Genomic DNA, 23,632 nt, shown 5'->3' with positions numbered 1-23,632 from the left:
GCACGAGGGTGATGCTCGGCGGCGAAGCCATCTCGAGAGATTGGTTGTCTTCTTCGCGTCCATCGATCGCCAGGGAGTAGGGCGGACTTGGGCAGGCCGCCTCCCGGCAGGCCCGCCAAGCCGGTCCGGCTCGTCATGGCGGATCAACATTCCAATAAAATCAATGACTTATCGTGCAAAACCCTACTACCAAGATCGCGATTACAAAGTTGCCCGGCCGTGCTCCTATTTGCGGAGCGACGACAGGAGTCGTCCCAAGGGAGAGACAATCGGCGGCGCCAGGACCGACATCCACGGGGCGAGCAGCCTTCGCGCGATGGCCGAGCAGGACGCCGCGGAAGACGCGAGAGACCATCTCCTTGCAAGTTTCAGACGGGTCGCGCCATGCACTGGCGGCGACACGGATCGGTGTTGTCTGATCGCGGCGCCTCGACGACCGTTTCGTGACACCCGGCGACCCAAAATCCCAGTTGCAAAGTTTCATCGCGCTGTTTCTAATTGGAATAACTACAAACATTCTGGGAGGACGACACCGTGTCTACAGTCAAACTGACAGTGAACGGCAAGGCCGTTGCTGTCGACGTCGAGGACCGCACGCTGCTGGTCCAACTGCTGCGCGATCATCTCAATCTCACGGGGACCCATGTCGGCTGCGACACCAGCCAGTGCGGCGCCTGTGTCGTGCACATGGACGGCCGAGCGGTGAAATCCTGCACCATGCTGGCGGGCCAGGCCGACGGCGCCAGCATCACCACCATCGAAGGCATCGCCAAGGGCGACGAGCTGCACCCGATGCAGGCCGCCTTCCGCGACAATCATGGCCTGCAATGCGGCTATTGCACGCCGGGCATGATCATGTCGGCGATCGACATCGTGCACCGCCATGGTGGCCAGCTCGACGAAGCCACCGTCCGCACCGAGCTCGAGGGCAATATCTGCCGCTGCACCGGCTACCACAACATCGTCAAAGCCGTGCTGGATGCAGCCGGGCGCATGAAGGTCTCGCAGGCGGCCGAGTAAAGCGGCACGCCTCGAAAAGAACCACGGCTGCAGCTTTCGAGGGAAAGCGCGGTCAAAGAAATTTCCGGTCGGGAGGACCAGACATGGGTGTTGAAGGCATCGGCGCGCGCGTCGTGCGCAAGGAAGACAAGCGTTTCATCACCGGCAAGGGCCGGTACGTGGACGACATCAAATTGGTGGGCATGACCCATGCCCATTTCATCCGCAGCCCGCACGCCCACGCCAAGGTGAAGGGGATCGATTCCTCCGCCGCGCTGAAGATGCCGGGCGTGGTCGCCGTGCTCACGGGCCGAGAGATTGTCGACGACAAGGTCGGCAATCTCATTTGCGGCTGGGCCATCACCTCCAAGGACGGCAGCCCGATGAAGATGGGCGCATGGCCGGCGATGGCGCCGGAGACGGTGCGCTTCGTCGGGCAGGCCGTCGCGGTCGTGATCGCCGAAAGCAAGAATCTCGCGCGCGATGCGGCCGAGGCCGTCGTCGTCGATTACGAGGAACTTCCCGCAGTCGCCGACGTCCAGGCCGCGATCAAGTCTGGCGCGCCGCAGCTTCACCCCGAAGCTCCCGGCAACCAGGTCTATGACTGGGTGATCGGCGACGAGGGCGCCACCGATGCCGCCTTCGCCAAGGCCGCCAATGTGGTCAAGCTCGACGTCACCAACAACCGCCTCGCCCCGAACGCGATGGAGCCGCGCGCGGCGATCGCCGATTACGACGCGGCGGAAGAGCATTTCACGCTCTATACGACCTCGCAGAACCCGCACGTCGCCCGCCTCGTGCTCTCGGCGTTCTACAACATCGCCCCCGAGCACAAGCTGCGCGTGATCGCTCCTGATGTCGGCGGCGGCTTCGGCTCCAAGATCTTCATCTATCCCGAAGAGATGGTGGCGCTGTGGGCCTCCAAGAAGGTCGGCCGTCCCGTGAAATGGACCGGCGACCGCACCGAGGCCTTCCTCACCGACGCGCACGGCCGCGACCATGTGACCCATGCCGAGATGGCGTTCGACGCCAACAACAAGATCACCGGCTTCAAGGTGAAGACCTACGCCAATTTCGGCGCCTACATGTCGCTGTTCTCGTCCTCGGTGCCGACCTATCTCTACGCGACGCTGCTGTCGGGCCAGTACAACATCCCGGCGATCCATGCCGAGGTGATCGGGGTCTACACCAACACCACGCCGGTCGACGCCTATCGCGGCGCGGGCCGCCCCGAGGCGAGCTATCTGATCGAGCGGCTGATGGAAACGGCGGCGCGGCAGCTCAAGGTCGATCCGGCCGAGCTGCGCCGGACCAACTTCATCACCCAGTTCCCGCACCAGACGCCCGTCATCATGGCCTACGACACCGGCGACTTTAACGCCTCGCTCGATGCCGCGATGAAGGCGATCGACTATGCCGGCTTCGCCGCGCGCAAGGCGCAAGCCAAGTCGCAAGGCAAGCTGCGCGGCATCGGCGTGTCCTGCTACATCGAGGCCTGCGGCATCGCGCCGTCGAAGGCGGTCGGCAGCCTCGGCGCCGGCGTCGGCCTGTGGGAATCGGCCGAGGTGCGCGTCAACCCGGTCGGCACCATCGAGATCCTGACGGGATCGCACAGCCACGGCCAGGGCCACGAGACCACGTTCTGCCAGCTCGTCGCCGATCGCCTCGGCGTTCCCATCAGCCAGGTCTCGATCGTCCATGGCGACACCGACAAGGTGCAGTTCGGCATGGGCACCTACGGCTCGCGCTCGGCGGCCGTTGGCCTCACCGCGATCCTGAAGGCGATGGAGAAGATGGAATCGAAGGCCAAGAAGATTGCGGCCCATGCGCTGGAAGCTTCCGAGGCCGACATCGTCATCGAGAACGGCGAGTTCAAGGTGACCGGCACCGACAAGGCGATTGCCCTGCCGATGGTCGCGCTCGCGGCCTATACCGCGCACAATCTGCCTGACGGGATGGAGCCGGGTCTGAAGGAGAGCGCCTTCTACGATCCGACCAACTTCACCTTCCCGGCCGGCACCTATATCTGCGAGCTCGAGGTCGATCCCGGCACCGGCAAGACGTCCTTCGTCAACTTCGTCGCGGCCGACGATTTCGGCCGGCTGATCAACCCGATGATCGTCGAGGGCCAGGTCCATGGCGGCCTTGTTCAAGGCATCGGGCAGGCGCTGCTCGAGCACGCGATCTACGACGCCAACGGCCAGCCGGTCACGGCCTCGTTCATGGACTACGCCATGCCGCGCGCCGACGACGTGCCCTCCTTCAACCTCTCCCACACCACGACCCTTTGCCCGGGCAATCCCTTGGGCATCAAGGGCTGCGGTGAGGCCGGCGCGATCGGCGCCTCTGCGGCCGTGATCAACGCGATCACGGATGCGATCGGCAAGAACAATCTGGAAATGCCCGCAACCCCTGATCGGGTGTGGCGCACGATCAACGCGGCTTAAGAGGGAGGAACGAAGATGTACCAGACCACCTATCATCGCGCTTCCTCGGTCGACGAGGCTGCAAGCCTGTTCGCCAAGGGCAGCGAGTCCAAGTTCCTTGCCGGCGGCCAGACGCTGCTGCCGGTGATGAAGCAGCGCCTCGCAAGCCCGTCCGACGTGATCGACCTCGGCAAGATCAAGGAGCTGCAGGGCGTCGAATTGTCGGGCGACACGCTGACCATCAAGGCCGCCACGATCTATTACGACATCATGACAAATGCCGATGTGAAGAAGGCGATTCCTGCGATCGCCTATCTCACCTCGGTGCTCGGCGACCCCGCGGTGCGTTACCGCGGTACGATCGGCGGCTCGATCGCCAACAACGATCCCGCCGCGGATTTCCCCGCTGCATTGCTCGCACTCGGCGCCACCGTGAAGACCAACAAGCGGTCGATCTCGGCCGAGGACTTCTTCCAGGGCCTGTTCACCACGGCGCTCGAAGACGGCGAGATCATCACCGCCGTGTCGTTCCCGGTGCCGGCGAAAGCAAGCTACGAGAAGATGCGGCATCCGGCCTCGCGCTTTGCGCTGACCGGCGTGTTCGTCGCGCAGACCAAATCGGGCGAGGTTCGCGTCGCCGCGACTGGTGCCTCGCAGAGCGGCGTGATGCGGGTTCCTGCGATTGAAGCCGCGCTGAAGGCGAACTGGTCGCCGTCGGCGATCGATGGCGTCAGCATTTCGGCGAGCGGATTGCTGGCTGACATCCACGGCACTGCCGAGTACCGCGCCAACCTCATCAAGGTAATGGCGCAGCGCGCGGTGGCCGCGGCGCGCTGATAGCGCCTCGACACAAATTTTCCGCGGCGCGCACTTCGGTGCGCGCCGTTTTATTTTGGCGGTGCGGCATCAAAAGCGCTTGCCTCGCTGGCATGAAGGCGAGAAAAGTTAATCAGCCGATTAACTCGCTCCAAGAATAATGTCAGCGGATACCGAACCATCGGCATCCGCCCGCGACCCGAGGAAACAACAACGTGCTCGATAAATCAGCGCCCACCTCGACCGTCCGCGCCTCCGGCCCGCTCTCGGGCTTCCGCATCGTCGAATTCGCTGGCATCGGCCCTGGCCCGTTCGCCTGCATGATGCTGGCGGACATGGGCGCCGACGTCGTCACGCTCGACCGGGTCGGCGCGAAGAAGAGCATGAAGTCGGTGGCGGGACGCGGCCGCAAGGTGATCGAGCTCGACCTGAAGGACAAGGCGGCGATCGCAGAGGTGCTCGACCTGCTTGCCAGCGCCGATGCGCTGGTCGAGGGCTTTCGTCCCGGCGTGATGGAGCGGCTCGGGCTCGGGCCGGACGTCGTGCTCGCTCGCAATCCCAAACTGGTCTATGGCCGCATGACCGGCTGGGGCCAGGAAGGCCCGCTCGCCAACGCGGCCGGCCACGACATCAATTACATCTCCATCACCGGCGCGCTCGCGGCCATCGGCACGAAGGAAGCGCCGGTGCCGCCGCTCAATCTGGTCGGCGATTTCGGCGGCGGCGCGCTCTATCTCGTCGTCGGCGTGCTCGCAGCCCTGCTGGAAGCGCAGCGATCCGGCAAGGGCCAGGTCGTCGATGCCGCGATGTGCGACGGGGCGGCCTCGCTGATGTCGTTCTTCTTCGACATGACCACGCTCGGCCGCTGGACCGAGGGGCGCAACCAGAACTTCCTCGACGGCGGCGCGCATTTCTACGGCGTCTATGAATGCGCCTGCGGCCATTTCGTCTCGATCGGCTCGATCGAGCCACAGTTCTACGCGCTGCTGCGCGAGCATGCGGGCCTGACGGATGCCGATTTCGACGCGCAGATGAACCCCAAGGCCTGGCCGGCGCTGAAGGAGAAGCTGAAGGCCGTGTTCAAGAGCAAGACGCGCGAGGACTGGTGCAAGATCATGGAAGGCACCGACATCTGCTTCGCGCCGGTGCTGACCATGTCGGAAGCAACAAAGCATCCGCACATGGTCGCCCGCAACGTGTTCGTCGAGCGCCACGGCGTGAAGCAGCCCGCCCCGGCGCCGCGCTTCTCGCGGACACCGTCGGCGGTGCGTGAGCCGGAGGCGGCGGAAATCGGCGCGGTGATGCAGGCGTGGAAGAGGTAAGTCCCACCCGGACAAAGGTCGTGTAGGGTGGGCAAAGGCGCGCAGCGCCGTGCCCACGTCTTCGCATCAACTGGGCAGGACGTGGGCACGCTTCGCTTTGCTCACCCTACGGCAGTGTGCGTGAGGCTAGAACCTACGCCGCATCCACCTTCAACACCCCGCGCCGGATCTGATCCTCCTCGATCGATTCGAACAGAGCCTTGAAATTGCCCTCGCCGAACCCGTCGTCGCCCTTGCGCTGGATGAACTCGAAGAAGATCGGGCCGATCGCGTTGGCCGAGAAGATTTGCAGCAGCACCTTGGTCTGGCCGCCCTCGACCACGCCTTCGCCGTCGATCAGGATGCCGTTCTTCTGGAGACGCGCGAGGTCCTCGCCATGCTTGGGCAGACGCGCGTCGATCCGCTCGAAATAAGTCTCGGGCGGCGGCGGCATGAACGGCAGACCGGCGTCACGCAGGTCTTCGATGGTGCGGTAGATATCGCGGCAGCCGCAGGCGATGTGCTGGATGCCCTCGCCGCGATAGGTCTTCAGATATTCCTCGATCTGGCCGGAATCGCCGGCATCCTCGTTGATCGGAATCCGGATCTTGCCATCCGGGCTGGTCAGCGCGCGCGAGAACAGGCCGGAGGCGCGGCCCTCGATGTCGAAGAAGCGGATCTGGCGAAAGTTGAAGAGCTTCTCATAGAAGCCGGCCCAGACATCCATGCGGCCGCGGTGGACGTTGTGGGTGAGATGGTCGAGATAGAACAGGCCAGCGCCGGCAGGCCGCGGATCGCGTGCGCCGAGCCATTCGAACTCGGCATCATAGGCCGAACCTTTGGCACCGTAGCGGTCGACCAGATAGAGCAGGCTGCCGCCGATGCCCTTGATCGCGGGCACGTCGAGCGTCTTCTGCGCCGATGACACATCGGCAGGCTCCGCACCGAGCGAAATCGCACGGTCATAGGCCGCCTTCGCATCGACGACGCGGAACGCCATCGAGGGGGCGCAAGGCCCGTGCGTGGCAACGAACTCGTAACCGTGGCTGCCGGGCTCCTCGTTGACGAGATAGTTGATGTCGCCCTGGCGGTAGACCGTGATCTTCTTGGTCTTGTGGCGCGCGACGGGCGCATAACCCATCAGCTTGAACAGCGCATGCAGCTCTTCCGGATTGGGATGCGCATATTCGACGAACTCGAACCCATCGGTGCCCATCGGATTGTCGGCGCTAACAGTGGCCGGCGGTGCATCGTGCGGAAACGGTCCCATAGACGGCTCTCCCAAATTGCTGCTGGGAGGAACTATCCTTCATGGAGCCCGCAATGAGCGTGCAAACGGGACGGTCTTTGAGTATCATATGCACGATCCGTGCATGAAATGGACAAACAACGCATGATTTCGGTTGACGCCTTCGACCTCAGGATCCTGGGCGCGCTCCAGGACGATGGCCGCCTCACCAACCAGGAGCTCGCCGACCTCGCGGGGCTTTCGGCCTCGCAATGCTCGCGCCGGCGGATGCGGCTGGAGGAGGAGAAGGTGATCGCGGGCTATCACGCCGATCTCTCCAGCGAGGCACTCGGCTTCGGCGTGGTCGCCTTCATCCAGGTGACGCTCGCGACTCACTCGCCGGATAACTCGAAGCGGTTTCGCGCATTGGTTGGCCGTATCGACGAAATTCAGGAGGCCTATTCGCTCACCGGTGACGCCGACTACGTGCTGAAGGCGGTGCTGCGCGATCTCAAAGGGCTCTCCAACCTCGTCAACGACGTCTTGATGCCGCATCAGAGCGTGGCACATGTGCGCTCTTCGATCGTGCTCGACAGGCTGAAGGAGAGCTCGCGATTGCCGCTCAGGGAGATCAAGGCCGGCTGAAATCGAGGGAACTACGTCATTCGCGCTTCCCGCGCGATCTGCGATGATCCCGGCCAATCCGGAGATTCAGCCATGGCCCTCCAGCTTCGACCGAACTGCGAATATTGCGACCGCGACCTGCCGCCCGATGCAATTGATGCGTGGATCTGCTCCTACGAATGCACGTTCTGCGCGGATTGCGTCGAGACGAAACTCTCCAACGTCTGCCCGAACTGCGGCGGCGGTTTTGCGCCGCGCCCGATCAGGCCGACGCAGGAATGGCGGCCGGGCGTGTGCACGAGCAAGCAGGCACCGTCGGACAAGCGGGTGCATTTGAAATACAGCGTCGAGGACGTCGCGGCACATTGCGCGCGGATACGGGACCTGCCGCCGGAGAGGCGGTAGATCTCGTAGGGTGGGCAAAGGCGCGTTAGCGCCGTGCCCACGTTATCGATATGGTGGGCACGCTTCGCTTTGCCCACCCTACGAGACCGGAGCGCGCCGCAATCACTCCGCCGCCAAAATCGTCCCCTCCACCTCGCCGAAGCCGACGCGATAGCCATTCCCCTGGCACCAGCCGCGCATCACGAGGCTGTCGCCGTCTTCCAGGAAGGAGCGCTTGGCGCCGCCGGGCAATTCAACCGGCTCGGTGCCGTTCCAGCTGATCTCGAGCAAGCTGCCGCGCTGGTTCTTCTCGGGACCGGAGATGGTGCCGGACCCTAAGAGATCGCCGACATTCATGGCGCAGCCGGAGGAAGCGTGGTGCATGAGCTGCTGCACCGAGGACCAATACATGTACTTGAAATTGGTGCGGCTGATGCTGGCGGGCGCGTTGGCGCCGGCGGCGCGCAAGGAGACGTCGAGCTCGACATCGTAATTCTGCGGCCTGCCCTGCCTGAGATAATCGAGCGGCACCGGCTGCTGCTCCGGTCCATTCAGGCGGAACGGCTCCAGCGCCTCGCGCGTCACCACCCACGGGCTGATCGAGGTCGCGAACGCTTTGGCCAGGAACGGACCGAGCGGCACATATTCCCATTGCTGGATATCGCGCGCGCTCCAGTCGTTAAGCAGCACGAAGCCGAAGATCATCTCTTCGGCTTGTTGCTCGCTCAGCATGCCGCCCATCGGCGAGGATTGGCCGATCACGACGCCCATCTCCAGCTCGAAATCAAGCCGCTTGCAGGGCCCGAAGCTCGGCACCTCGACATTCGGCGGCTTCAGCTGCCCACGCGGCCGCTTCACCTTGGTGCCTGAAACCACCACAGTCGAAGCGCGGCCGTTATAGGCGATCGGCATATGCAGCCAGTTTGGCTGCAGCGCATTGTCCTTGCCGCGGAACATCACGCCGACATTGGTGGCGTGCTCCTTCGAGGAATAGAAGTCGGTATAGCCGGAGACGGTGAACGGCATGTGCAGTCTCGCATCGCGCATCGGCACGAGCGCGCGGCTACGCAGTTCCCCATTGTCACGCAGCTCAGCATGATCGGCCCGCAGAAGCTCACTGATCCGCGCCCGGGTCTTGGCCCAGACCTTTGGCCCCAGCGTCATGAAGGGATTGAGCGAGGGCCCGGAGAACGCCCCGAGCGGGCCGACATCGAGGCGGGATTCCTGCTCGAGCTCCCAGAGATCGAGCACGTAATCGCCGATCGCGACACCGACGCGCGGCGTCGGATTGGCCCCCGTCGAGAACACGCCGTAGGGCAGGTTCTGGATCGGGAAGTCGGAGGCGGGATCGATGTCGATGAAGGAGCGGAGGCTGGGGTCGTTGGGATGGGGCATGGGTTTCCCGTTGCGCAGCGGTGACGGTGTCCCCCTCCCCTGGAGGGGGAGGGTCGGCTCATATTGAGCGCAGCGAAATATGGGACGGGGTGGGGTGATCTCTCAACACAGGCAGCGTTCCTCGCAGAGAGACCGTCACCCACCCCGCTACGCATTCCGCTTCGCTGCATGCGTAGCGACCCTCCCCTCCAGGGGAGGGTAGAAAGCTACGGCTTGCTTGGATCGAACCGCTTCTCGAGTCCCTTCCAGCAATCCGCGTAGTCATCCTGCAGCGTGGAGGAGTTCGCCGCATGCGCGGTGACGCGCTGCGGGTAGCGGGTCTCGAACATGAAGGCCATCGTCCCCGTCAGCTTCACCGGCTTCAACTCGCCGTTGCTGGCATGCTCGAAGGCGTCGCGATCGGGGCCGTGCGGCAGCATGCAATTGTGCAAGGAGATGCCGCCCGGGACGAAACCTTGCGGCTTGGCATCGTAGACGCCGTAGATCAGGCCCATGAACTCGCTCATGATGTTCATGTGGTACCAGGGCGGCCGGAAGGTGTTGTCGGCGACCATCCAGCGCTCGGGGAAGATCACGAAGTCGATATTCGCGGTGCCCGCCGTCTCCGACGGCGAAGTGAGAACCGTGAAGATCGAGGGATCGGGATGATCGAAGCCGATCGCGCCGACCGGCGAGAAGGTGCGCAGATCGTATTTGTAGGGCGCGTAATTGCCGTGCCAGGCGACGACATCGATCGGCGAATGCGGCAGAGTGGTCTTGAACAGCGAGCCGCCCCATTTCACGTAGAGCTCGGTCGGCGTGTCCTTGTCCTCGTAATGCGCGACGGGGGTGAGGAAGTCACGGGCGTTGGCAAGGCAGTTGGCGCCGATCGGCCCGCGCTCCGGCAGCGTGAAGGCGCCGCCGTAGTTCTCGCAGAGATAGCCGCGCGCCGGCCCGTTCGGAATCTCGACGCGGAACTTGACGCCGCGCGGGATCACGACGATCTCGCCGGGCTCGGCGTCGATGCGGCCGAACTCGGTGACGAGGCGCAAATTGCCCTGCTGCAGCACGAACATCATCTCGCCGTCGGCATTGTAGAAATGCTGGTCCACCATCGATTTGGTGATGAGGTAGACATGCGCGGCCATGCCGGCCTGCGTGTTCACGTCGCCCGCCGTCGTCATGGTCTGCACGCCCTGAACGAAGGTGACCTCGTCCTTCGGAAGCGGCGTCGGGTCCCAGCGCATCTGCGCGATCGGCAGATCGTATTCATGGCACGGCGCCGAACGCCACAGGCCGGCATCGGCTTTCTCGAAGCGGCCGGAATGCTTCACCGAGGGGCGGATGCGATAGAGCCAGGAGCGCTCATTGGTGCCGCGCGGCGCGGTGAAGGGCGAGCCGGACAATTGCTCGGCGTAGAGCCCGTAGGCGCAGCGCTGCGGCGAGTTGCGCCCGATCGGCAGCGCGCCCGGCAGCGCTTCGGTCTCGAAGCTGTTGCCGAAGCCGGACATGTAGCCCGGCGTCACCTGCGCCGAGCTTCGGATGATCTGATCGGGCGAGGTGTTGATGTTCATCACTATCCTCCTCCTTGCAGGGCTGCCCACATGTCCTGGTCGCGCTTGTCGGTCCAGATCACGGGATCGTCGATCCCGGATGCCTCGTCATAGGCACGCGACACGTTGAACGGCAGGCAGTGCTCGTAGATGGCGAAGCTGTGGAATTTCGGATCCATCACCTCGCGGGTCGCCGCCATCGATTCCTTCAGCGTGCGCCCCTTGGCCACCGAGATTTCGGCCGCGCCATAGAGCGAGGTGACGAAATCGCGCGTCATCGCGATGGCTTCGCGCACCGTGGCCGTGCCCTTGAGCGCATCGCCGCGGCCCGGCGCGATCGCCTTGGGATTGAAGTTGCGGATCTCGTTCAGCGTCAGCGGCCATTCGCGCAAATGCGCGTCGCCGCAATAGCAGGCCGAGTGATATTCGATGAGATCGCCGGAGAACATCACTTCGGCATCGGGCACCCAGGCGACGATATCGCCGGAGGTGTGGCCGGCCCCGAGCTGCATCAGCCGCACCTCGCGCTTGCCGAGATAGATCGACATCTCGCCTTCGAAGGTCAGCGTCGGCCAGGTCAGGCCGGGGATGCTTTGGGCGTCCTGGAACAGCCGCGGGAAGCGGCCGTACTCGGAATCCCAATCCTGCTTGCCGCGCTCCTCGATCAGCCGATAGGTCTCCTGCGAGGCGACGATGCCTTGCGCCTTGTAGGCGGAGGCCCCCAGCACGCGCACGGCGTGATAGTGCGACAGCACGACGTACTTGATCGGCTTGTCGGTCACGGTGCGGACGCGCTCGATCACCTTGTTCGCCATCGCCGGCGTCGCCTGCGCGTCGAACACCAGGCAACCGTCGTCGCCGACGATCACGGCGGTGTTCGGATCACCCTCGGCGGTGAAGGCATAGAGATCGGTGCCGATCTCGGAGAAGGTGATTTTCTTTTCCGAGAGGTCACCGGTGGATGCGAAGTTCTTCGCCATCAATTCGTCCTTTGAGTCTTTTGGGTTATTATTGTTGTTGCTGCTGTTGTTGTTGCTGCTGGCCGTCGATCATACGGCGCTTGGCAAGCTCGATCGCCTCACGCAGCACACCGATGTCGCCGATATGGTTGGCGAGGATCAGCACCAGTGCCGCGTCGAAATCGGCGCTCTGCTCCTCCGTGAACCCGCGATGCGCCTCGACGATGACGCGAAAGGCATCGTCCGGCCGCGCAAAGTTGGAGCTGGTAGACAACGGCATGCGAAACCTCAATTGAGACCTTGAGCCTGCGACAACGCCGCCGCGATCGCGGCGCGCGTCGGATGGCGGAAGCGCGCGGCGACATAGCCATCGGGCCTGAGCAGATAGGCCGTATGAGGCGCGGCGTCGTAGCGCCTTGCGGCAAGGCCCGAGGGATCGGCAAGTCCGCCCTCGCCACCGATGCGAATATTCTTGATGCCATCGGGCACATCGATCGCCGCGCCATTGTTGAACGAGAGCAGGGTGAAGTCCGTTCCACCCCTGCGGAAGGCGTCCGTCAGATAAGCCTGCTCGGCAATTGGCGCATCGAGCATGGAGCAGCCGGGAGAAGGTCCGCCGCCCCACACATCTGCATCCGGCGACGACAACGGCGTGTCGTAGCTGCACGGCACCGACAGCCGTCCGCCATTGACCATGCGCTTGCCGAACTCGGTCTCCTTGGCCAGCGACAGCACCGCCTTGCGCAGCCGCGCTTCCTGATGCGAATTCGGCGCCATGAAATCGGTCGAGCGGGTGGATTCGCGGATGTTCTCGTCGGCCGCCAGGCTGCGCTCGGCATGATAGCTCTCGAGCAGGCTGGCGGGCGAGGTGCCGCGCAGCACGCGGTCGAGCTTCCAGGACAGATTTTCCGCGTCCTCGAGTCCCGAGTTCGCACCGCGGGCACCGAATGGCGAAACCTGATGCGCGGAATCGCCGGCAAAAATCACGCGGCCATGGATGAAGCGGTCCATCCGCCGGCACTGGAATTTGTACAGCGAGATCCACTCGAACTCGAACTTGTCGTGGCCGAGCATGCGCGCGATCCGCGGCCGCACGTTCTCCGGCTTCTTCTCGACCACCGGATCGGCGTAGCGATTGAGCTGGAGGTCGATACGCCAGACGTCGTCGGGCTGCCGGTGCAGCAAGGCGGAGCGGCCGGCGTGGAACGGCGGATCGAACCAGAACCAGCGTTCGGTCGGGAATTCCGCGGTCATCTTGACGTCGGCGATCAGAAACTGGTCCTCGAACACCTGCCCCGCGAACTCGGCGCCGACCATCTGCCGCAGCGAAGACCGCGCGCCGTCGCAGGCGATCACATATTGAGCGTGCAGGCGATAGGCGCCCTCCGGGGTTTCGATCGTCAATGCGACGGAATCGTTGCGCTGCTCCAGCGCCGTCACCTTGTTGCGCCAGCGCAGATCGATCTCGGGCAGATCGCTGATGCGATCGACCAGATAGGCTTCGGCGTAGTATTGCTGGAGATTGATGAAGGCGGGCCGCTTGTGGCCGTCCTCGGGCAGGAGGTTGAACTGGTAGAGCAGGGACTCCCCGTGGAAGATCCGGCCGACGCTCCACACCACGCCCTTGGCGACCATGCGGTCGCCGACGCCGAGCCGGTCCCAATATTCCAGCGACCGCTTCGAGAAGCAGATCGCGCGCGAGCCTTCGCCGATGCGGTCGGCATCGTCCAGAAGGACGACGCGCTGGCCGCGCTGGGCAAGGTCGATCGCGAGCGAAAGCCCGACCGGGCCGGCGCCGACAACCACGACCGGATGCTCGGCCGGGCCTTGGCCGGCGCGGTCCTGATCGGCGTGGCGGCGATAGCCGAACTGGGCTTTGGCCTGATAGGTCGTGGCCTGCGCCATACTCGAACCTCGGCTCTGGTCAGGAGAGGCCTGATCTGCTAGATAGTCTCACGTGCAACTATTTTGGACCGGAGCCAGCCGGCCGTCAACTGGAATTCGGAGCGCGCGCCTTGGCGAGGACATCCAGCGACATCGCACTGAAGGCACGCGAAGCCGACGGGGCCTCCGTGCGGCCAAAGGCACGGCTCGACCTATTCAAGTTCGTGCCGTTCCGCCTCAACCGGCTCGCAGCGGAAGTCAGTTCCGCGCTCGCGGTCGAATACCAGGAACGGCATGGTCTCGACATTCCGGCCTGGCGCGTGATCGCCACGCTCGGGTTCCGCAACGATGCCTGTAGCGCGCAATACATCGCGCAATGCACCCGCACGCACAAATCCACCATCAGCCGCGCGGTGACTGCGCTGCTCAACGAGGATCTGATCGAGCGGGTCGAGAACGAAGCCGACCGCCGCGAATTCCGCCTGCAACTGACGAAGAAGGGCCGCGCGCTCTACGAAGAGCTGTTCCCGCAGCTGCTGCGGCGGGAAGACGAAATCCTCGCCTGCCTCTCCGCGCAGGAGCGCAAGCAGCTCTCGGTGCTGCTCGGCAAAATCGAAGCGAATCTCGATCTGATCCAGACCAGCGAAGAGGCCGACGCGAAAGAGGCGTATTAGGACGCGTGCTCATGGAGGCGCAGACGTCGGCTTTTGGGAGTCCGGTTGAGAAAGCTTGGTAGGCCCGTGACGGCAGTGGCGAATATAGCGATGCTACTTGTGGCCTTTGCTGCAACTCGCGCATACGCCGTTGACATGGGTTATCTGGCTCCCCCCGGAGTCGCTGCAAACGAGTTTCCCTCACCGCAGCGCCCTGTCGCACGAATCGTCAGCCCGCGCCGCTCCTCCGAGGAGCGCCGCGACGCCCTCAATGAGGCCGGTCAAATCGCACGCGTTCTTGAACTGAAACCAGGTGTGACAGTCGGTGACATTGGAGCAGGCAGTGGCTACTACACGGTCAGGCTCTCGCACCTCGTCGGACCCGCCGGCTCTGTCGTTGCCCAGGACGTCACGCGGGATTACCTCGTCGAACTCGCTAGGCGAACAAAACTTCTGAAGTTGACGAACGTGCAATTCGCGCTCGGCGAACCCCACGACCCGCGTCTGCCCGCTTCTTCACTGGATGCAGTAATCCTTGCGCATATGTATCACGAGATAGCCCAACCCTATGCCTTCCTCTACAATCTCGCGCCCGCCTTGAAGCAGGGTGCGCGGGTCGGAATTGTCGATCTTGAGCTTCCGACGTCGAAGCATGGCATGCCAATTGCGCTCTTGCGCTGCGAATTAACTGCCGTCGGCTATCGCGAGGTCGCCACATATAAGCTCGCAGGGGACGGAGGATACCTGGCGATATTCTCTCCCCCGGAGCTAGCGGCTCGAAAATCTCCCCGCGATATCGTTGCTTGTGTGGATCCTGCCGGCACTCGTTGAAACCATATCTGCCGCCCGTCCCGGCGCGTAGATGGGTTAACGGGCCCTACCCAAGATAACCGGCATTAAGCCGGGATTATCGCGCTTCGGCTAGGGGCCAATTGCAGACGCTTAACGTCTGCTGGCAAAAAGCCTACGCTGCGCGAGATTAACGTAAGAATCGGGCCAGTCGACCTCTCTCTTAGATGCCGGAAGATATTGCCTCCGGTCCGCGTACTCGTAGTAGAGCGTCCCGTGGATACCTTGCGCATCGCGCTTCAAAATGGGGCGCTCCCATACGGGCAGCATTATTCGTAAAGCCTGCTCTTCCCCTACGCGTTCGGTAAAGTCCTCAATCAACTCTATGTCTTGGTCCGCGCCGGGAAAGATAGCAGCGAACTCGTCATCGGTCGCTTCAAACAAGCTGAACGTCGCATTCACCGCGCGATCTATGATCTGAATGTTCTTCAAACTCTGCTCCCGGAGTCCACGACCATAGACTCTCTAGTATGGATCTCCCAAAGTCCACAACGAGTCACAAGGCGACGTCCGCAGGTGGGGCCGTGTGCCCGCCCGGCCTTCGGAAGCCGACATCTAAGGTTTATAAGCACCCGCCCTAAAGCGGAATGGCCATAGGTTGAATTGATCGCCGCGGCCCGTTCACCTCCCCCGCTTGTGGGAGAGCGAGCGCACACCTCTCATTGCTGCACAGGACGCCGCAATCACAACGGCTCGCGGTTGCTATTTCGCGCCAAGCTCTTCCCTGGGATTATGGGTCCCGAATCTACGCGCGCTTTGGGCGCGCTTGTCCGACGAGCCTCGGTTGCTATTTCGCAAACGACCTTGTCGGCGGCAGGTGCAGTGCCCAGGCATCGACCTTGTCGCTGGCGCGCGGGTAGATCTCGGTCACGATCGGATCGTGGCCGGGGATGAATCGATCAGGGTGGCCGGCGAGGCGCTCGATGGTCTCCCAACCTACCGCCATGTCGCCGACATTGTAGACGATCGGGAACGGGCTCTTGCGCTGCAGATTGGCGTAGTAATGCGCGGCATCGGACGCCAGCACCACCGGCCCGCGCGCGGTCTCGACCCTGACCACCTGCAGCCCGTCCGAATGGCCGCCGACACGATGCACGGTGACGCCGGGCGCGACCTCGCCGTCGCCGGAATAAAACGTGACACGCTCGCCGTAGACGTGGCGCACCATCTGCGTGACGTGCTCGACCGAGAACGGATGTCGCAGCAGTCCGTTGCACATGCAGCGCCCGGTCGCGTAGGCCATCTCGCGCTCCTGGAGGTGGAAGCGCGCATTCTGGAAGCGATCGAGATTGCCGGCGTGGTCGTAATGCAGATGCGTCACGATGACGTCGCGAATGCTTGACGCCGCGACGCCAAAGCGCTCCAGCGCATCGACCGGATTGAGCGTCAGCTTGCGCGCCCGCGCGCTCGCCTCCTCGGCATTGAAGCCGGTGTCGACCAGGATGTCGCGGCCGCCCCCGCGGATCAGCCAGACGAAATAGTCGAGGTCCTGCGCCGCGCTGTCATGCGGATCGGGCTGAAGGAAGTTCATGCTGGGGGTGCGCGGCGACATCGTCGCATAGCGCAGGGCGTAAATCTCGTAGGCGTTTCCCATGGTTTTTGCTTTTGCTTTGCTTTTCTGAGTGGATCTTCGGCACGATCCTGCGCACCAAGCCATTCTCCGCTGCAAAGGTCAAACGCCGCGCCGCATCACGGCGGCAGGCCTTTCAATGTGAGACCAATCACATTTTCGGCGCCATGGAGGTCCTAACGTCCGCCGGTAAGATCGAGCCGGATCGCGTCGAGCACAAACATGACAGCCTGTTTATCCGTTCTGCGGCGCACCCAGGCGTTGCGGTCAATCGTCGCGATAACGCCGAATCTCCAAGCAGTTGACGCCCCCCGTCCCCGGTTTGATAATGCAGGAAGCGTAAGTTAAGGTCGCCGCGGCGCAAGCTGGGAACGGCGCCTTTTTGGCTGGACCGCGCTGATTATGAAAATTCGCTTCTTTCTTCTTCTGCCCTTGCTCGTCTCGCTCGTCCCGACTGCCCCATCGCTTGCGGCCGGTGACCGCTTTGCGCTGGTCATCGGCAACGCCAAATATCCGGATGCGGATGCCCCGCTGAAGGAACCGATCAACGATGCCCGTGACGTCGCCGACGAGCTCAAGCGCGACGGCTTTTCGGTCGAGATCGGCGAGAATCTGACCGGCGACGGCATGCGCCGCGCCTTCGACAAGCTCTACGGCAAGATCAAGCCGGGATCGGTGGCGCTGGTGTTCTTCAGCGGCTTCGGCATCCAGTCGGCGCGCCAGAGCTACATGCTGCCGATCGATGCGCAGATCTGGACCGAATCCGACGTGCGCCGCGACGGTTTCAGCCTCGAGACCGTCCTCGGCGAGCTCAACACCCGCGGCGCGGGCGTCAAGATCGCGCTGGTCGACGCTAGCAGGCGCAATCCGTTCGAGCGCCGGTTCCGCAGCTTCTCGGCCGGCCTGACCCCGGTGATCGCGCCGAACGGAACGCTGGTGATGTATTCGGCGGCGCTGGCCTCGGTGGTCTCCGACGCCGGCGGCGAGCACAGCCTGTTCGTCCAGGAGCTCCTGAAGGAAATCCGGGTCCCCGACCTGATGGCCGAGGAGACGCTGAACCGGACCAAGATGGGAGTCACCCGGGCTTCGCGCGGCGAGCAGGTGCCTTGGATATCCTCTTCATTGGCCGAAGATTTCTCGTTTAGCCCGGGAGCCGGCGGATCGCGTCCGGCGCCTAGCGCGCCGCCTGCGCCTCCCGCGCCGCCGCCGGTGGTCGCCAACAACCCGCCGCCGGCACCGCCCGCGGCGCCGACACCGCCTCCGCCGCCGAAGCCGGCCGACACCGCGGCAGCACCCGCGCCTGCTTCTCCACCTCCTGCGCCGGCGCCGGCCCCCACGCCGAAGCCGCAGGTCGAGGCCGCCCTGCCCCCGCCGCCACCGCCGGTCAAACCGATTGATCCCGCTCCGGCACCGAGCACCGACAGCGGGCCGAGCGCCGCCGCGCTGGCCGACGATCCCACGATCAAGAGCCTGACCTCCAAGATTGCCGCCAATCCTGATGACGTGAACGCGCTGTACCGGCGCGGCCAGGTCTATGCCAGCAAGGGCGCCTACAACCTCGCCATCAAGGATTTCGACGACACGCTCCGGATCAACACCAAGGATGTCGAGGCGCTGAACAACCGCTGCTGGACCCGCACCGTGGTCGGCGACCTCCAGGGCGCGCTGAAGGATTGCAACGAGGCGCTGCGGCTGCGGCCGAACTTCGTCGACGCGTTGGACAGCCGCGGGCTCGTCAACCTCAAATCGGGCGCGGTCAAGAATGCCATCGCCGATTTCGATGCGGCCCTGAGGATCAACCCGCGTCTGACCTCCTCGCTTTATGGGCGCGGCCTCGCCAAGCAGCGCAATGGCTCCGCCCAGGAAGGCGCGCTTGATATCGCCAATGCCAAAGCGATGGATCCGAACATCGTTCAGGAGTTCGCAAGCTACGGAGTGCGCTAGGATTTTTTTGAATTGAGGCAGGCGGCGCCTCGAACCTTGGGGGCCCAGGGAAGACTAACGAACGGATGCCGCAGGCGGCCTTCCCCGGGGGGCTCATTGCAGGAACTTTGGCAGGAATTTTCGAACCGCGCGAGCTCGCTGCGCAGGAGGGACTGGCTATGAAATCGGCTGCAAAGGGACTTACCGCGATCCTGTCCATCATCACTCTTGGCGCTGCGCTGTCGCTGCCGGCCTCGCCGGCCTTCGCCGGCGATGACGGCAACAGCAAGAACGTTACCGAGGACGACATCGTCCGCGCGCTGGCGCCGCCGGCCAAGAAGCCCCTGACCCGCGGCCTCTCGCTCGCCCCCCAGGCCGATCCCGCGCCGAACGCCGCCGAGAGCAAGCTGATCCAGTCGGTGCGCGGCCGCTCGACGCGTTCGCTGTCCTCGACCGAGCGCGAGGAAATCGCATCGGTCGCCAAGGACAAGCCGAACATCGATCTCGAAATCACGTTCGACTACAACTCCGCCAATATCAGCGCCAAGTCGATGCCATCCGTGCAGGCGCTCGGTCGCGCGCTGACCAGTCCCGACCTGAAGGGCTCCACCTTCGTGGTGGCCGGCCACACCGATGCCGCCGGGGGCGAAACCTACAACCAGGACCTGTCGGAACGCCGCGCGGATGCGATCAAGCGCTACCTCGTCGACAAGTACAGCATCTCCGCCACCGACCTCGTCACCGTCGGCTACGGCAAGAGCAAGCTGAAGAATCCGAGCCAGCCGATGGCCGAGGCCAATCGCCGCGTGCAGGTCGTCAACATGGAAAACAAGACCACCGCATCGAAGTGAGCACGACAAAATCCTCTGAAGTGACAAGTCGTGATGTGGTGTAAAGTCTCGCTTCCAGAGCGCGTCCCGCAGCCTTGCGGGACGCCGCTTTGTTTCAGGGAAATGCTCTTGATGGGCCTCGCGCGGATGGCCGTGAGCCAGGCCAGGATGATCCGGCGATGAACCTCTCCGAATATCTCAAGCCTGCCGGAACCGTGATGTTCGTCGTCGCGCTCGGCGTCGGCTACTACCTGTTCGAGCATCGGAAGCGCGCCGAGCCGAAGGAGACGCAGAGCGAGGCGCTCGTCATCGTCACGAAGTCGACCAATGCCTGCTTCTCCGACCTTGTACGGGTGACCGGCTTCTTCGTGCCGCGCCGCGAGGCCGTGGTCATCGCCGACCAGGAGGGATCCAAGGTCACCGATCTCTTCGTCACCGAGGGCACCGTCGTTGCCGATAACCAGGAGCTGGCGCGCCTGACCGCGCCGCCGCAGATCCCGGGCCAGCCGCAGAGACCCGGTCCGCAAGGTCCGATCTCGCTGAAATCACCTGCGCCGGGCCTCATCACCGAGGTCCGCACCATCGTCGGCGCGCCCGCTTCCCCGCAGGCCGGCCCGATGTTCCGCATCGCCGTGAACAACGAGATCGAGCTCGATGCTCAGGTCCCGGCGGTGCACATGCCCAAGCTCAACTCCGGCGCCACCGTGCGCATCAGCCGCGATGACGCGCCCGATCTGATCGGCCGGGTCCGGCTGGTTGCGCCCGAGATCGACCGCGCCACGCAGCTCGGCCGCGTCCGCATCAGCGTCACCAACAATCCGTCGCTGAAGGTCGGCGTGTTCGCCCGCGCCTCGATCGACGCCAAGCGAAGCTGCGGCGTCTCGATCCCCAAGACCGCGATCGACCATCTCACCATTCAGGTCGTCAAGGGCAACATCATCGAGACGCGCAAGGTGCGGGTCGGGCTCTCGTCCGACAACGCGACGGAAATTCTGGAGGGCCTCGACGTCGGCGAAATCGTCGTGGCCGACGCCGGCTCTTCGCTCCATGACGGCGACCAGATCAAGACCATGTTCGCCGATGAACTCGATCGCACGCGGGTACGCTGATGGCTCTCAATATCTCGGCTTGGTCGATCCGGAATCCGCTGCCGTCGGTCGTCTTCTCGATCATTCTTCTGATCCTCGGCTGGGTGTCTTTCACCAAGCTCGCGGTGACGCGGCTGCCTTCGGCCGACATTCCCGTGATCTCGGTCGTGGTCTCGCAGTTCGGCGCGGCGCCCGCCGAACTCGAATCGCAGGTGACCAAGACGGTCGAAGACGCCGTCTCCGGCGTCGAGGGCGTGCGGCACATTACCTCACAGATCACCGACGGTGTGTCGGTCACCACCATCCAGTTCGCGCTAGAGACCAACACCGACCGCGCGCTCAACGACGTCAAGGACGCGGTGACGCGTGTGCGGTCGAACCTGCCGCAGAACGTCACCGAGCCGCTGATCCAGCGCGTCGACGTGATCGGCCTGCCGATCGTCACCTATGCCGCGATCTCGCCCGGCAAGACGCCGGAGCAACTCTCTTACTTCGTCGACGACGTGGTCAAGCGCGCGCTGCAAGGTGTCCGCGGCGTCGCCCAGGTCGAGCGCATCGGCGGTGTCGAGCGCGAAATCCTGGTTTCGCTCGACCCGGACCGTTTGCAGGCAATGGGTCTGACCGCGGTCAATGTCAGCCAGAGCCTGCGCGGCACCAATGTCGACGTCGCCGGCGGCCGCGCCGAGATCGGCAAGAACGACCAGGCGATCCGCACGCTCGCCGGCGCCAAGACGCTGAGCGACCTTGCCGGCACCATGATCCCGCTGTTCGGCGGCGGCGAGGTCCGGCTCGACGACCTCGGCACCGTCACCGACACCATCGCGGACCGCCGCACCTTCGCCCGCTTCAACGGCGAGCCGATCGTCGCGCTCGGCATCAAGCGCTCCAAGGGCGCCAGCGACGTCAAGGTGGCCGAGGCCGTGCAGAAGCGCATCGACGTACTCAAAGCCGCCTATCCCGACGTCGACCTGAAGGTGATCGACACCTCGGTCGAATATACCAACGGCAATTACCACGCGGCGATCTCGACCCTGTTCGAAGGCGCCATCCTCGCCGTCGTCATCGTGCTCTTGTTCCTGCGCGACCTGCGCGCCACCATCATCGCCGCGATCTCGCTGCCCTTGTCGATCTTCCCGGCCTTCTGGGCGATGGACCTGCTCGGCTTCTCGCTGAACCTCGTCAGCTTCCTCGCCATCACGCTGTCGACGGGTATTCTGGTCGACGACGCCATCGTCGAGATCGAGAACATCGTCAGGCACATGAACATGGGCAAGTCGCCCTATCGTGCCGCCCTCGAAGCCGCCGACGAGATCGGCCTCGCGGTGATCGCGATCTCGCTGACCATCATCGCGATCTTCGCACCGGCGAGCTTCATGTCGGGCATCGCCGGACAGTTCTTCAAGCAGTTCGGCATCACCGTCTCGGTGCAGGTGTTCTTCTCGCTGCTCGCCGCGCGCTTCGTCACGCCGGTGCTCGCCGCCTACTTCCTCAAGCCCGGCACTCACGAAGAACCGCCGCCCGGCCGCGTGCTGCGGGCCTATCACCGGATCGTGGCCTGGTCGGTAAAACACTATTTCATCACGGTGCTGGTCGGCTTCGGCATCTTCGCCGCCTCGATCTGGAGCATTACACTGTTGCCGCAGGGTTTTCTGCCGGCGCAGGACAGTTCGCGCTCACTGCTGGCGCTCGAGCTGCCGCCGGGCACCCAGCTTGCCTATACCGAAAAGGTCACCGAGGACATCGTCGCGCGCCTGCGCAAGCGGCCCGAGGTGAAGAGCATCTTCGTCGACGGCGGGCGCGTCCCGCCGGGCACCCAGGAAGTCCGGCGCGCCGCGCTGATCATCAACTACACGCCCAAGGATGCCCGCGACATCACCCAGCGCGAGCTCGAATTCTCGATCAGCCAGGAGCTGGAGAACATCCCGGACATCCGCTTCTGGTTCCTCGACGAGAACGGTCTGCGCGCCATCTCGCTGGTCGTGACCGGTGTCGACGCCAACATCGTCAACAATTTCGCGAGCGAGCTCGCGACGCAGATGAAGCGGATTCCGACCATCTCCAACGTGATCTCGGAAACCACGCTGGAGCGGCCCGAGCTGCGCGTCGAACCGCGCGCCGATCTCGCGGCGCGGCTCGGCGTCTCGACCGAAAGCCTGTCGCAGACCATCCGCGTCGCCACCATCGGCGACGTCGGACCCGCGCTCGCCAAGTTCGACGTCGGCGACCGTCTGGTGCCGATCCGCGTGCAGCTCGAGGATGCCGCGCGCGGCAATCTGAAGACGCTGGAACAGTTGCGCGTGCCGCTCGGCGAGCACGGCGAGAAGGGCGGCGTGCCGCTCTCGGTCATCGCCGACGTCAAGCTCGACCAGGGTCCGACCAGCATCAACCGCTACGATCGCGAGCGGCAGGCGACGGTCGCCGCCGACCTCGTCGGCTCCGCCGCACTCGGCGACGCCACCAAGAAGATCTACGATCTGCCGGTGATGAAGAGCCGGCCGAAGGGCGTGAAGGTCTCTCCCTCCGGCGACGCCGAAAGCCTCAACGAACTGTCCGACGGCTTCGCCACCGCGATCACGGCGGGCCTGATGATGGTCTACGCCGTGCTGGTGCTGCTGTTCGGCACCTTCCTGCAGCCGATCACCATCCTGTTCTCGCTGCCGCTCTCGATCGGCGGCGCGATCGCGGCCCTGCTCCTCACCGGCAAGCAGCTGACCACACCGGTGTGGATCGGCATTCTGATGCTGATGGGCATCGTCACCAAGAACGCGATCATGCTGGTGGAATTCGCGATCGAAGCCATTCACGCCGGCAAGCCGCGCGAAGAGGCGATGATCGACGCCGGCATGAAGCGCGCCCGGCCGATCGTGATGACCACGATCGCGATGGCCGCGGGCATGATGCCGAGCGCGCTCGCGGTCGGCGCCGGCGGCGAGTTCCGCTCGCCGATGGCGCTCGCGGTGATCGGCGGCCTGATCTTCTCCACCATCCTGTCGCTGGTGTTCGTGCCCGCGATGTTCATGGTGATGGACGATTTTGGCGCCCTGATCTGGCGCTTCGCCAAGCGGCTGATCGTGCACAGCGAGGACGCCGAGACGGACAGTCATCACGGCGCGGCGCCGGCACCGAAAGACGTCGCCCACCGTGCTGCGGAGTAAGATTTCGGGCGAGTAG

At 64.2% G+C, this 23,632-nt stretch carries 20 protein-coding genes; 12 read left to right on the top strand and 8 right to left on the bottom strand.

The genetic code is table 11. The features are described from left to right. Positions 1–534 precede the first annotated feature (534 nt). The 4 genes from GGD66_RS13910 to GGD66_RS13895 all read left to right on the top strand — a co-directional run bounded on the left by GGD66_RS13910 (position 535) and on the right by GGD66_RS13895 (position 5,563). Positions 535–1,020: a (2Fe-2S)-binding protein gene (locus tag GGD66_RS13910; RefSeq protein WP_018321562.1), complete on the top strand. Its 486-nt coding sequence runs from the start codon at positions 535–537 to the stop codon at positions 1,018–1,020. An 83-nt stretch (positions 1,021–1,103) separates the two neighbouring features. Next, on the top strand, positions 1,104–3,446 hold the full coding sequence (locus tag GGD66_RS13905) for a xanthine dehydrogenase family protein molybdopterin-binding subunit (RefSeq protein ID WP_018321563.1): 2,343 nt from the start codon (positions 1,104–1,106) through the stop codon (positions 3,444–3,446). A gap of 15 nt (positions 3,447–3,461) precedes the next feature. Further along, complete coding sequence (locus tag GGD66_RS13900) at positions 3,462–4,262, top strand: xanthine dehydrogenase family protein subunit M (protein WP_183258117.1); 801 nt, start codon at positions 3,462–3,464, stop codon at positions 4,260–4,262. A 194-nt stretch (positions 4,263–4,456) separates the two neighbouring features. Beyond that, a complete protein-coding gene (locus tag GGD66_RS13895; RefSeq protein ID WP_183258116.1) occupies positions 4,457–5,563 on the top strand; it encodes a CaiB/BaiF CoA-transferase family protein in 1,107 nt (368 codons plus the stop codon). Positions 5,564–5,696: 133 nt separating this feature from the next. Here GGD66_RS13895 and hppD read toward each other — a convergent pair whose 3' ends face one another. After that, positions 5,697–6,812 (bottom strand): 4-hydroxyphenylpyruvate dioxygenase, encoded by a 1,116-nt coding sequence (hppD, locus tag GGD66_RS13890; RefSeq protein ID WP_018321566.1) that lies wholly within the window; start codon positions 6,810–6,812, stop codon positions 5,697–5,699. Between the two features lie 123 nt (positions 6,813–6,935). On the opposite strand from hppD, the gene GGD66_RS13885 reads away from it, so the two are divergent. Both GGD66_RS13885 and GGD66_RS13880 read left to right on the top strand, forming a co-directional pair. Next, complete coding sequence (locus tag GGD66_RS13885; RefSeq protein ID WP_026202578.1) at positions 6,936–7,415, top strand: Lrp/AsnC family transcriptional regulator; 480 nt, start codon at positions 6,936–6,938, stop codon at positions 7,413–7,415. 72 nt (positions 7,416–7,487) lie between these two features. Beyond that, positions 7,488–7,799, top strand: coding sequence for a DUF1272 domain-containing protein (locus tag GGD66_RS13880; RefSeq protein WP_183258115.1), 312 nt, complete (start codon positions 7,488–7,490; stop codon positions 7,797–7,799). A gap of 102 nt (positions 7,800–7,901) precedes the next feature. On the opposite strand, the gene fahA is transcribed toward GGD66_RS13880, so the two are convergent. The 5 genes from fahA to GGD66_RS13855 all read right to left on the bottom strand — a co-directional run bounded on the left by fahA (position 7,902) and on the right by GGD66_RS13855 (position 13,569). Then, positions 7,902–9,173 (bottom strand): fumarylacetoacetase, encoded by a 1,272-nt coding sequence (gene fahA / locus GGD66_RS13875; RefSeq protein WP_183258114.1) that lies wholly within the window; start codon positions 9,171–9,173, stop codon positions 7,902–7,904. A gap of 206 nt (positions 9,174–9,379) precedes the next feature. Continuing rightward, positions 9,380–10,726, bottom strand: a complete 1,347-nt coding sequence (gene hmgA, locus GGD66_RS13870; RefSeq protein ID WP_183258113.1) for a homogentisate 1,2-dioxygenase — start codon at positions 10,724–10,726, stop codon at positions 9,380–9,382. 2 nt (positions 10,727–10,728) lie between these two features. Next, positions 10,729–11,685, bottom strand: a complete 957-nt coding sequence (locus tag GGD66_RS13865) for an MBL fold metallo-hydrolase (protein WP_183258112.1) — start codon at positions 11,683–11,685, stop codon at positions 10,729–10,731. A 28-nt stretch (positions 11,686–11,713) separates the two neighbouring features. Then, positions 11,714–11,944 carry a DUF2783 domain-containing protein gene (locus tag GGD66_RS13860; RefSeq protein WP_183258111.1) on the bottom strand — a complete coding sequence of 77 codons (231 nt, stop codon included), beginning with the start codon at positions 11,942–11,944 and terminating at the stop codon, positions 11,714–11,716. 8 nt (positions 11,945–11,952) lie between these two features. Beyond that, entirely contained in the window at positions 11,953–13,569 is a 1,617-nt protein-coding gene (locus tag GGD66_RS13855; RefSeq protein WP_183258110.1) for an FAD-dependent oxidoreductase, read from the bottom strand. Positions 13,570–13,679: 110 nt separating this feature from the next. Here GGD66_RS13855 and GGD66_RS13850 point away from each other — a divergent pair, with 110 nt between their 5' ends. Next, on the top strand, positions 13,680–14,222 hold the full coding sequence (locus GGD66_RS13850; RefSeq protein ID WP_183258109.1) for a MarR family winged helix-turn-helix transcriptional regulator: 543 nt from the start codon (positions 13,680–13,682) through the stop codon (positions 14,220–14,222). A 90-nt stretch (positions 14,223–14,312) separates the two neighbouring features. Further along, positions 14,313–15,032 carry a class I SAM-dependent methyltransferase gene (locus GGD66_RS13845; protein ID WP_183258108.1) on the top strand — a complete coding sequence of 240 codons (720 nt, stop codon included), beginning with the start codon at positions 14,313–14,315 and terminating at the stop codon, positions 15,030–15,032. Positions 15,033–15,143: 111 nt separating this feature from the next. Here the strand turns inward: GGD66_RS13845 and GGD66_RS13840 are convergent, their stop codons facing one another. Then, a complete protein-coding gene (locus tag GGD66_RS13840; RefSeq protein ID WP_183258107.1) occupies positions 15,144–15,482 on the bottom strand; it encodes a hypothetical protein in 339 nt (112 codons plus the stop codon). A 355-nt stretch (positions 15,483–15,837) separates the two neighbouring features. Then, complete coding sequence (locus GGD66_RS13835; protein WP_038973092.1) at positions 15,838–16,644, bottom strand: N-acyl homoserine lactonase family protein; 807 nt, start codon at positions 16,642–16,644, stop codon at positions 15,838–15,840. Positions 16,645–17,022: 378 nt separating this feature from the next. Between GGD66_RS13835 and GGD66_RS13830 the strand changes: the two genes are divergently transcribed. The 4 genes from GGD66_RS13830 (at position 17,023) to GGD66_RS13815 (ending at position 23,616) form a co-directional block, all read left to right on the top strand. After that, complete coding sequence (locus GGD66_RS13830) at positions 17,023–18,564, top strand: caspase family protein (protein WP_183258106.1); 1,542 nt, start codon at positions 17,023–17,025, stop codon at positions 18,562–18,564. Between the two features lie 158 nt (positions 18,565–18,722). Continuing rightward, a complete protein-coding gene (locus tag GGD66_RS13825) occupies positions 18,723–19,394 on the top strand; it encodes an OmpA family protein (RefSeq protein WP_183237786.1) in 672 nt (223 codons plus the stop codon). 158 nt (positions 19,395–19,552) lie between these two features. Further along, positions 19,553–20,482: an efflux RND transporter periplasmic adaptor subunit gene (locus tag GGD66_RS13820; RefSeq protein WP_018321581.1), complete on the top strand. Its 930-nt coding sequence runs from the start codon at positions 19,553–19,555 to the stop codon at positions 20,480–20,482. Continuing rightward, positions 20,482–23,616, top strand: a complete 3,135-nt coding sequence (locus GGD66_RS13815) for an efflux RND transporter permease subunit (RefSeq protein WP_018321582.1) — start codon at positions 20,482–20,484, stop codon at positions 23,614–23,616. Before GGD66_RS13820 ends, GGD66_RS13815 begins: the two co-directional genes overlap by 1 nt. The last annotated feature ends 16 nt before the right edge of the window (positions 23,617–23,632 follow it).

It is taken from the genome of Bradyrhizobium sp. CIR48 (genome assembly GCF_014198315.1).
Lineage (GTDB): Bacteria > Pseudomonadota > Alphaproteobacteria > Rhizobiales > Xanthobacteraceae > Bradyrhizobium.
The sequence above is the reverse complement of the archived record's forward strand: the minus strand, read 5'-3'. Positions and strand labels throughout refer to the sequence as shown.